The organism is Erwinia sp. PPS120, from assembly GCF_047918655.1.
GTDB classification, from domain to species: domain Bacteria; phylum Pseudomonadota; class Gammaproteobacteria; order Enterobacterales; family Enterobacteriaceae; genus Erwinia; species Erwinia tasmaniensis_A.
In genome coordinates this window covers 230,049-238,995 of sequence record NZ_JBLREF010000001.1, presented here as the reverse complement: position 1 = coordinate 238,995, position 8,947 = coordinate 230,049, and the positions used below count along the sequence as shown (strand labels likewise).

11 protein-coding genes are annotated in these 8,947 nt (G+C 56.5%); 3 read left to right on the top strand and 8 right to left on the bottom strand.

The genetic code is table 11. The features are described 5' to 3' along the window. Window positions 1-145 precede the first annotated feature (145 nt). Window positions 146-568: an alternative ribosome rescue aminoacyl-tRNA hydrolase ArfB gene (gene arfB / locus ACLRGG_RS01105; RefSeq protein WP_416248014.1), complete on the bottom strand. Its 423-nt coding sequence runs from the start codon at window positions 566-568 to the stop codon at window positions 146-148. After that, entirely contained in the window at window positions 565-1,119 is a 555-nt protein-coding gene (locus ACLRGG_RS01100) for a YaeQ family protein (protein ID WP_416248013.1), read from the bottom strand. The genes arfB and ACLRGG_RS01100 overlap by 4 nt, the downstream gene beginning before the upstream one ends. 133 nt (window positions 1,120-1,252) lie before the next feature. Here ACLRGG_RS01100 and ACLRGG_RS01095 point away from each other — a divergent pair, with 133 nt between their 5' ends. Both ACLRGG_RS01095 and rof read left to right on the top strand, forming a co-directional pair. Continuing rightward, the gene (locus ACLRGG_RS01095) at window positions 1,253-1,453 is read left to right on the top strand and encodes a YaeP family protein (RefSeq protein WP_416248012.1); all 201 of its coding nucleotides are present in this window, start codon (window positions 1,253-1,255) and stop codon (window positions 1,451-1,453) included. Continuing rightward, window positions 1,440-1,703 carry a Rho-binding antiterminator gene (rof, locus tag ACLRGG_RS01090; protein WP_416248011.1) on the top strand — a complete coding sequence of 88 codons (264 nt, stop codon included), beginning with the start codon at window positions 1,440-1,442 and terminating at the stop codon, window positions 1,701-1,703. Before ACLRGG_RS01095 ends, rof begins: the two co-directional genes overlap by 14 nt. A 42-nt stretch (window positions 1,704-1,745) precedes the next feature. On the opposite strand, the gene ACLRGG_RS01085 is transcribed toward rof, so the two are convergent. The 5 genes from ACLRGG_RS01085 to ACLRGG_RS01065 all read right to left on the bottom strand — a co-directional run bounded on the left by ACLRGG_RS01085 (window position 1,746) and on the right by ACLRGG_RS01065 (window position 6,859). Then, complete coding sequence (locus ACLRGG_RS01085; protein WP_416248010.1) at window positions 1,746-2,060, bottom strand: c-type cytochrome; 315 nt, start codon at window positions 2,058-2,060, stop codon at window positions 1,746-1,748. 11 nt (window positions 2,061-2,071) lie between these two features. Next, on the bottom strand, window positions 2,072-3,370 hold the full coding sequence (tilS, locus tag ACLRGG_RS01080) for a tRNA lysidine(34) synthetase TilS (RefSeq protein ID WP_416248009.1): 1,299 nt from the start codon (window positions 3,368-3,370) through the stop codon (window positions 2,072-2,074). A 239-nt stretch (window positions 3,371-3,609) separates the two neighbouring features. Further along, window positions 3,610-3,999 (bottom strand): VOC family protein, encoded by a 390-nt coding sequence (locus ACLRGG_RS01075; protein WP_416248008.1) that lies wholly within the window; start codon window positions 3,997-3,999, stop codon window positions 3,610-3,612. A gap of 92 nt (window positions 4,000-4,091) precedes the next feature. After that, complete coding sequence (locus tag ACLRGG_RS01070; RefSeq protein ID WP_416248007.1) at window positions 4,092-6,230, bottom strand: lysine decarboxylase LdcC; 2,139 nt, start codon at window positions 6,228-6,230, stop codon at window positions 4,092-4,094. A 38-nt stretch (window positions 6,231-6,268) separates the two neighbouring features. Beyond that, window positions 6,269-6,859 carry a cupin domain-containing protein gene (locus ACLRGG_RS01065; protein ID WP_416248006.1) on the bottom strand — a complete coding sequence of 197 codons (591 nt, stop codon included), beginning with the start codon at window positions 6,857-6,859 and terminating at the stop codon, window positions 6,269-6,271. A gap of 156 nt (window positions 6,860-7,015) precedes the next feature. Here ACLRGG_RS01065 and ACLRGG_RS01060 point away from each other — a divergent pair, with 156 nt between their 5' ends. Continuing rightward, complete coding sequence (locus ACLRGG_RS01060) at window positions 7,016-7,498, top strand: YlaC family protein (RefSeq protein ID WP_416248005.1); 483 nt, start codon at window positions 7,016-7,018, stop codon at window positions 7,496-7,498. A 39-nt stretch (window positions 7,499-7,537) separates the two neighbouring features. On the opposite strand, the gene ACLRGG_RS01055 is transcribed toward ACLRGG_RS01060, so the two are convergent. Continuing rightward, window positions 7,538-8,947: an aminotransferase-like domain-containing protein gene (locus ACLRGG_RS01055; protein ID WP_416248004.1), complete on the bottom strand. Its 1,410-nt coding sequence runs from the start codon at window positions 8,945-8,947 to the stop codon at window positions 7,538-7,540.

Here is an 8,947-nt window from a genome sequence, read left to right as displayed (position 1 = left end):
CCCCCCCCCCCTCCCCGCCTCCTCCCCCCCCCCCCCCCCACGCTGATACCCGACTCACCGTAACGTCTTCCTCACCCCCGGTCTGCCCTGCGCGCAATGCGTCCGTTACTGCAGCCTGCCGCGCTTTTCCTACGCAACGCCTCCGTTATTCTGGCGCGCCACGCATTTTTCCGCGCATTGATTTTGTTGTCGCCTTCCGCGCCTTGCTTTCCAGACGGCGTTTCTTTGACGCCAGCGTCGGCCGGGTTGCGCGTCGCTTTTTCTCCACCACGGTCAGTTCCTGGATCAAATTTCCCAGACGCTTGAGCGCCGCTTCGCGGTTCATCTCCTGACTGCGATACTCCTGGGCCTTGATGACCACCACGCCTTCCGGCGTGATGAGATGGTGACTGGTGGCCGTCAGCCGATCTTTGTAAAATTCAGGCAGGCTGGATGCGCGGATATCAAAGCGCAGATGGATCGCCGTAGAACTTTTGTTCACATGTTGTCCACCCGCGCCCTGCGCCCGAATCGCCGTTATCTCCAGCTCACTGTCCGGAATGGTGACGCTATTAGAGATAACTATCATGTCAGCCTGCCGTTGATTAACCAGTCGGTGAAGTGCAGTTCCAGATGATGTCGATCGTCAGAGAGCCAGATGGCGCCATCCTGCATCGTTGCCTGTAGCGTCATTGAACGCGAAGCAAGCTGGGTAAGCGCCTTCAGCTGCTCGTCATCCAGGAAACGGATGGTGAGGTTATCCTGCTGCGTCAGTTTATTCTGGTTCTGCTGCCACCAGATTTGCGCCGCGCGGCCAGTGTAGGTGTACAAAAATACGCGGGCAGAACGGTTACAGGCCTTTTTAATGCGGCGCTCGTCCGGCAGGCCCAGCTCGACCCATACCTCAATCCCGTTATGGTCGTTCATCAGCCAGATTTCAGGCTCATCCTCTGCACTCAGCCCGCGGGTAAACGTGAGCCGCTCATCGGCATTGACCAGCCACGCCAGCAGGCGCAGCATCAGGCGCTCTTCCGTTTCAGACGGATGACGGGCCAGGGTGAGACTGGCGTCGAGATATACGTTTCTGTCCATATCCGCAACGTTCACCGTCGCCTTGTAGATGGTCGCTTTGAGTGCCATAAAGATCCTTATCTTGATTGACCGCCATTGTAACCCGATGACACAGCAAATGACCTGTTGCCAGGCTGATTTCATGTAAAAGCCTGTGTTATAGTCGCTAAATCGCCAGAGAAAACTCTGTCAGGAGGTGCATGTGCAAAAGTATTGTGAATTAGTCCGCCGAAAATACGCTGAAATAGGCAGTGGCGAACTGGGATACGTGCCGGACGCAGTAGCGTGCGTGTTGAAAGCACTCAACGAGGTAGCGGCCAATACTGAGCTACACTCTTCCATCAGGGAACAGGCAGCATTTGCTGCTGCTAACTTATTGGTGAGCGATTATGTTGACGAATGAAGCCTACAGACCCATTAACTGTGATGATTACGACAACCTGGAACTCGCCTGCCAGAAAAGCTGGACGCTGTCGCTTGAACTGAAAAATGGCGAGCAGCTGAAGGCACGCGCCACCGACATGGTGTCACGTAAGAATGTGGAGTTTCTGGCCATTGATCTCTCCGGCGAAGTCCGCGAACTGCGCCTGGACCACATTGCCAGTTTCACCCATCCTGAGCTGGGTACCGTCGTGGTCAGCGAGTCTGATTAAACCACGCGCGGGCGGACGCTGTTCCGCCCGCATGAGGGGGGTTTACGGCTTCATGCTGGCATACCATGCAGCCAAATCGTCAATATCTTTATCGTTTAAACCTGCCACAAACGCCTTCATCACTTCTGCCTGACCGCCATTACGTTCCCCTTTTTTATAGGCCTGCAACGCATTAACCAGATAGTCAGCATTCTGCCCGGCGAGGTTAGGATAGAGCGCCACCTGCGCCTTACCCTGCGCGCCATGGCATCCCTGACAGCCTGCTGCCTTCTGCGCGCCCGCCTGAGCATCGCCCTGTGCCAGCGCCGGTAGCGTGCAGCCCGCCAAAAATAGCATCAGTGCCGTTTTTTTTATCATGTTGTCTGCTCTTATTTTTTCCAGTGTATTTTCAATACATTGTCCGCTAGAGGTTCACCCTCGCACGTAACCCTGACCCCGGCGGCCGCGATAAAGTGCTCGCCGTAAAAAATCAGCGGCGTACGGCCTCGCTGCCAGGGGGGGATATCCCACTCCTGCCAGAGCTTCTTCAGCGAGCGACTTCCTGCCCGGCCGGGAATATGAAATGTACCCCGCGCCTGAAAACGAACGGTGACCTTTTCTCCCTCTTGCGGCGCGCGCACGGCCAGGCCCGCATTACCCGTGATGAGCTGCCCCAGCCCGTAGGGTAGCGCTAGCGGCTCCCAGAGGGAGGGCCAGTCAATAATGTCATCGCGCACGGCGTTACTTACCGGAAGCCAGTAAAGCCTGTCGCGGAAGCGTCGTACTTCGCACCGGCCCAGCACCAGTCGCGGCGCGGCGTCTTCGCGGCTACAGGCAACCTCCTGCCAGATACGCTGCAAAGCATCACGAGACGGCATCAGCCCCCCCTGCCCCGCGACCCAGCGACGCAGCAGCGCGCTGCGTCGCGCGTCGCTCATTTCCACCAGCGGCGGAAAGGTTAGCGCCCCGTCCGCTGTGACTAAATTCGATAATGACTCTGCCAGCAGCTCGTCCAGCAGCTGCTCCTGCTCGCCACAGAGGGCAGCACTGCGGGAGACGGCCTGTGAAAAGTGCGGCCAGCGCGCCGTTAGCAAGGGGAGCACGGCCTGCCGCAGAAAATTACGGTCATAGCGCTGGTCCTGATTGCTCTCATCCTCGATCCAGCTCAGTTGATGATCAGCCGCCCAGGCCTCAAGCTGTTCGCGCGTGTGTGAGAGCAGCGGGCGCAAATGTGCATGGCCTGCCAGCGAGGCATGCTGCGGCATAGCGGCCAGTCCCGCCGGCCCGCTTCCGCGCTTTAGCGCCAGCAGCAGCGTTTCACACTGGTCGTTTTGATGCTGGGCGGTTACCAGACACTCGCCCGGCCGGATATGCTGTTTAAACGCGTCATATCGCGCAGCACGGGCCGCCGCTTCCACTCCCATTTGCCGGGCATTCACCTGCACCTTTACCACCTCAAGCGGCACCTGCCACTGTAGGCACTGCTGGCGGCAGCTATCCGCCCACTTGTCCGCAAACGGACTGAGCCCGTGATGGATGTGTATCGCTCTGAGCTGGAGATCGGGATGCTGCCTGCGCCATACAACCAGCTGATGGAGCAGCACGCTGGAATCAAGGCCGCCGCTGTAGGCCACCAGCAGACGCTGATGTCCGGCAAGATGCAGTTGAGGAAGAAGCGAGACTGGCATGAGGATCCCACGATTCACGTTAAAACCCGGCCCTCTCAGACCGGGTGAGTCGGAGGCTATTTTACGCATGGTCAGGGGTTCACAGCAAACCCTCAGCGAGCCTGCGGGTTTATTTAATACCGCGCCAGCGCCTGTCACCGCCCTTCAGTCATTACGCCAAAGACAACAACAGCGGCAGACACTGCCAGGCATTTATTACGCCTGATGCAGCTACGGCACCAGACATCGCCCGACAGTTTTTACGCCTGATACAGCTCCAGCGGCAGGCCGTCCGGATCGGCGAAAAAGGTGTAACGCTTATCGGTAAGCGGATCCACGCGAATCGCCTCGCAGTTCACTCCTTTCTCTTCAAGCTCTCGCTTTGCGGCGTCGATATCCACGACGCTGAAAGCCAGATGGCGAAGACCGCAGGATTCAGGCTGCGTGGGCCGCGCAGGCGGTTGAGGAAAGGAGAACAGCTCGATAACGTAGTTACCGTTAAGCGCCAGGTCGCCTTTCCACGAATCGCGGGCCTCACGGTAAACTTCGTCCATCAGCGTAAAGCCCAGCACGTCGCAATAAAATGCCTTACTGGTTTCATAATGGCTGGCGATGATGGCGATATGGTGGATCTGCCTGATACCTAACATAGTGCTCTCTTAATGGTGAATTTGACCTTTTACGCTACGCGGAAATGCCCGGAATGAGAATGGCAAAATTCCGCGAAGACGTGGCTAGCCGATTATGACTTGAGCACCCGCACCAGATACTGGCCTTCAGCGGTCAATGTTGCACCGTGAATATCCGTTTCGAAGCCCGGATAGTGTCGGCCAATGGTGCAAAGCATCAGCAGAAAATCGAGCACCGCGCGGCTCTCTTCGGTAATCATCTCACCTGGCATCACCACCGGGACGCCCGGCGGATAGGGCAGGATCATATTGGCAGAAACGCGTCCCACCAGTTCGCTGATATCAACCGTTTCGACATTTCCACGGACCTGCTGCTGGAACATCTGGTGGGGCGTCATTTTCATTTCCGGCAGCGTCGCGAAGGCCTGTAGCATCAGGCGCGGCAAATCGTGCTCGCTGATGAGCCGGTGGATCCCCTGAGCCAGCGTCTGGATGCGCATGGTACGGTAGAAGTCAGGATCTTCGGCATAGAGATCCGGCAGCATATTCTTCACCCGCAGGTTGAGATCGTAGGCGCGCTTAAATTCAGCCAGCCCGCGCAACACGCTCATCGCCTTGGTTTTATCAATGCCAATACTGAACAGGAAGAGCAGGTTATAGGGTCCGGTCTTTTCAACCACCACCCCACGTTCGTCGAGATATTTCGCCACCAGCGCTGCCGGGATCCCCTCCTCCGCCATTTCGCCCTGCTCGCTCATCCCGGGGGTGAGAATGGTCACTTTGATCGGATCGAGGTACATATGATCCGCATCGGCATCCATAAAACCGTGCCACTCCTCTTCGCCCGGCTGAATGGGCCAGCATTCAGGTTGGTCAACGCCATCTGGCTGCCAGATATCAAAGAACCAGCCGTCGCACTCTTCGCGCAGCCGCTGTATCTCGCGGCGAAAGTGTAGCGCACGCTCAACCGACCGATTAATCAACCGCTTACCGGGGTTACCCCGCAGCATGGCCGCCGCCGTCTCTATCGAGGCCACGATGGAGTAATTCGGCGAGGTCGTGGTATGCATCATGTAGGCTTCGTTAAAGGTTTGTTCGTCGTACTCCCCTTTAATGTGGATCAGTGAGGCCTGGGAAAACGCCGCCAGCAGCTTATGCGTCGACTGCGTTTCGTATATCACCTTGCCCGGCGTACGTTCACCGCTCATGCCGCTCAGGCCGTTGTAGATGGGGTGGAAATTAGTATAGGGCACCCAGGCAGAATCAAAGTGGATGGAGGGGACGTCCAGCGTCTCTTTAATAAACTGGGTGTTATAGAGCAGACCATCGTAGGTCGAATTGGTGATCACCGCATGCACTGGCCAGCTTGCGCGCTCGGTCTGTGCCACCTTCAGCGCGATGCTCTCTTTAGTGAACTCCCGTTTTGGGATCCCGCCGAGGATCCCCAGCGCGTTACGCGTGGGTTTCAGCCAGACTGGAATAATATCGCTCATCATCAGCAGATGGGTCAGTGATTTATGGCAGTTGCGATCCACCAGCACCGTACTCCCGGCCGGGGCCGCGTACATGCCGACGATTTTATTCGACGTCGAGGTGCCATTGGTGACCATATAGCTCTGCTCAGCACCAAAGGTACGCGCAATATACTCTTCCGCTTCCAGATGCGGACCGGTGTGATCCAGCAGCGAGCCCAGCTCAGTCACCGAGATAGAGATATCCGCCTTCAGGGTATTCGCCCCATAAAAATCATAGAACAGCGTGCCCACCGGGCTTTTTTGAAACGCAGTTCCGGCCATATGCCCCGGCGTACAGAAGGTGTATTTCCCCTCTTTCGCATAGTTAAACAGCGCCTTTGTCAGCGGCGGGGTAATGGTATCAATATATTCATCCGTATACTGGCGGATGCGTTGGGCGATCTCTTCTGCGCCGCCCAGGCCATATTCAAAAAACCAGATGGCCATGCGCATCTCATTAATGCTTACGTCCAGGGTGGAATGAGTGTTGATAAAGGCATAGAGCGGCAGGTATTCATTTAGCTGATTGATCTCACTACAGAGATTGAGGCTGTGTTCATCCCAGTCAAAAATCACGCCGCAGATGCGGGGATTGTGTTCAATCAGCTTGAGCAGGTCGTTACCGTCTTTCGGATAAATTGTCTTAAATCCCTGCGCATTCAATACGTTATCAAGTTCACGGATAGGTTCATCTTTATAGAAGACGTTCTGCGGTCCTACGATCGCAATGATATTCAATATTCACCTCTGATTCTGTCATTAATGCTTTACTGCCGTTATTCGCGCACGTCCAGAGGATGCCAAATCTCCGTCACCGCCCCTTCACCGCCGGTGAGCGGATCCTGCTGCGGCAGCGAGACACGACCGATATCCACAACGGACTGCGGCATTAAAGCCGGATCATTCCGTCGCGTTTCAGGCTGCATACCCCGTGGGTATGCCCCCACGGCGAAAAAGTCTTCGGTAGCGGAAAGCTGCTGATGTCCCACGCCCGCCGGGATCAGTACCGCATCGCCCGCCTGAACGGTGACCACCCTGCCCGTTTCTCCGCCAAACAGGACCTGCGCCCGACCCGCTGCGATGCCCAGCAGTTCGTGGGTGTCAGGGTGATAATGTGTCCAGGGATAAATCGGATAGCGCCAGCGCGGCAGCCAGTGGTGAGCGGCAAACAGGTCTTCAAAATAGCAGGCAATATCCTCAACGTCTTCCGGCACCACCTGCGGATAAATGATCAGGGGTAAAAGGTTGTTCGGCACGTCAGCCGTCGGTTGAAAGGTCAGATATTGCGGATTATTCGACGCCCCGGCAGAAAAGGTGCCAGCGGCAAAGGACATCATAGCGAGCAAATTTCCAGCGTGCGGCAGCATGGGGCATCTCCTGAGATCGGGTTCGGAAGTATAGTAAGAGATCCCACGCACTGCTCCAGGAATTATGACAACTGTTATACCTGAATTATCGCAAACTGTGTCTGTCATGACTTTACCCACTGTGGTCTACTGGAACAATAACGAGTGAGGTATAACGTGAACGATATTAAACAAATCCTGCTGCGTGAAATTGATACCCTGAACCGGGAGGAGCAGCGCGATAACCGGCCGCGCTTCAGCTTTAATTTTCTGAAAAGTCACCCGGGGCTGTGGGCCTCTATGTACGTCTGCTATGCCCTGACGGTGGCGCTAATTTTCACCACGGAATTTCTGGGCTGGCCCGCTTTCTGGGGCGCTACGCTGTTTGTTTTAGTGATGAGCGGCCTGATGATGCTGGATATTAATCCCCGCTACCGCTTTGAAGATATTGATACCCTCGATCTGCGCGTTTGCTATAACGGCGAGTGGTACTATGTCCGAACGCTCTCCGACACCGCCATTGCGGAAATTATGCAAAGCCCGCAGGTGCCTGAACGGGTGAAAGAGGGGATCCAGAAGCTGCTGACCCTGAAAGGCGAAGTGGATTTCTATGACGTCTACCATCTGACCTGGGGCCAGCAGCGCGCCTCGGCGGTCTGACCTCTCACCGGCCAGCTTGCCTGCTGGCCCAAAAAGCACTTATAGCATTGCGGCGATGAGCTTACCCAGCGTCGCGACGGCGGCCTCCTGCGCGTCTCCCCATGCCCAGGCGGTATTAAAGCGGAAATAGTTAGCGTACTGCTCGCCGGAAGAGAACATTTTACCTGGCGCGATGCTGACGTTATGCTCAAGGGCGCGGGTATAAAGCAGGGTGGTATTCACCTGCTTAGGCAGTTCAATCCACAAGAAATAGCCGCCCTGGCTGTCATTGATTCTGGCGGCGGCGGGCAGATGCCGTCTGAGCGACTGCCTGGCCAGATTCTTGCGCTGCTCCAGCGACTGGCGCAAACGCCGGAGATGGCTGTCATAGCTGCGGGTGCCCAGATAGTTAGCCAGCGCCAGCTGCATTGGCGCACTGGTAGCCAGCGTACTCATCAGCTGTAGCTGCTGGATCTTTTTGGCATGTTTACCCGCCGCGACCCACCCCACGCGGAACCCCGCAACCAGGTTTTTTGAAAACGACGAGCAGTGCAGCACCCTGTGCTGGCTATCAAACGCCTTTGCGGGCAGCGGCTTGTCACTGCCAAAGTACAGTTCGCTATACACATCATCTTCAATCAGGGTGACCTGATGCTCCGCCAGCAGCGCCACCAGCTGCTGCTTTTTTTCGCGACTCAGCGTACAGCCGACCGGGTTCTGCTGGTTGGTCATCATCCAGCAGGCTTTTATCGGCCAGCGCGCCAGCGCCCGTGCCAGCTCCTCAAGATCCATCCCGTGCCGAGGATCGGTCGCAATGGCGACGGCCTTCAGCTTCAGGCGCTCAATAACCTGTAGCGCGCCATAAAAGCAGGGATTTTCAATTACCACCCAGTCACCCGGTTCGGTCACCGCCTGCATACTGAGGTTCAGCGCCTCCATGGCGCCATTGGTGATCACAATCTCATCAGGAGAAACGGCAATCCCCTGAAGGGCATAGCGCTGCGCCAGCGTTTTACGCAGCGTTTCATTGCCGGGCGGCAGATTATTTATCGCATCTGCCGGAGTCAGAGAGTGCGACACGGCGCTGAGTGAACGCATCAGCTGCCGCTGAGGGAAAAGTTCAGGGTCAGGAAAAGCGGAACCGAAAGGGACGATCTGCGGATCGCGTCCGGCCTGAAGCACGTCAAAAATAAAGGCATTAATATCGACCGATTCCGCCAGCTGCACTTTTTGGTGGCCGACCGGCTGGCTGAGGAATTCTGCGCGCGGCGCGACAAAGTAGCCCGACTGTGGCCGGGAGCGGATCCATCCCTGACTCTCAAGGACCTGATAGGCGTGCATCACCGTCATCAGACTCATGCCGCTGAGCGCAACCTGTTCGCGCAGCGAGGGCAGTTTCTCCCCCGGCAGCCAGATGTCTGCCGCGATTTGCTGGGTAATACGATCGATAAGCCGCTGATATTTTGCCAA

Coding starts and splice junctions, on each gene's coding strand:
- tilS (WP_416248009.1), bottom strand. CDS start 3,370: ATGCCAGTCTCGCTTCTTCCTCAACTGCATCTTGCCGGACATCAGCGT.
- ACLRGG_RS01065 (WP_416248006.1), bottom strand. CDS start 6,859: ATGCTGCCGCACGCTGGAAATTTGCTCGCTATGATGTCCTTTGCCGCT.
- rof (WP_416248011.1), top strand. CDS start 1,440: ATGTTGACGAATGAAGCCTACAGACCCATTAACTGTGATGATTACGAC.
- ACLRGG_RS01100 (WP_416248013.1), bottom strand. CDS start 1,119: ATGGCACTCAAAGCGACCATCTACAAGGCGACGGTGAACGTTGCGGAT.
- arfB (WP_416248014.1), bottom strand. CDS start 568: ATGATAGTTATCTCTAATAGCGTCACCATTCCGGACAGTGAGCTGGAG.
- ACLRGG_RS01085 (WP_416248010.1), bottom strand. CDS start 2,060: ATGATAAAAAAAACGGCACTGATGCTATTTTTGGCGGGCTGCACGCTA.
- ACLRGG_RS01075 (WP_416248008.1), bottom strand. CDS start 3,999: ATGTTAGGTATCAGGCAGATCCACCATATCGCCATCATCGCCAGCCAT.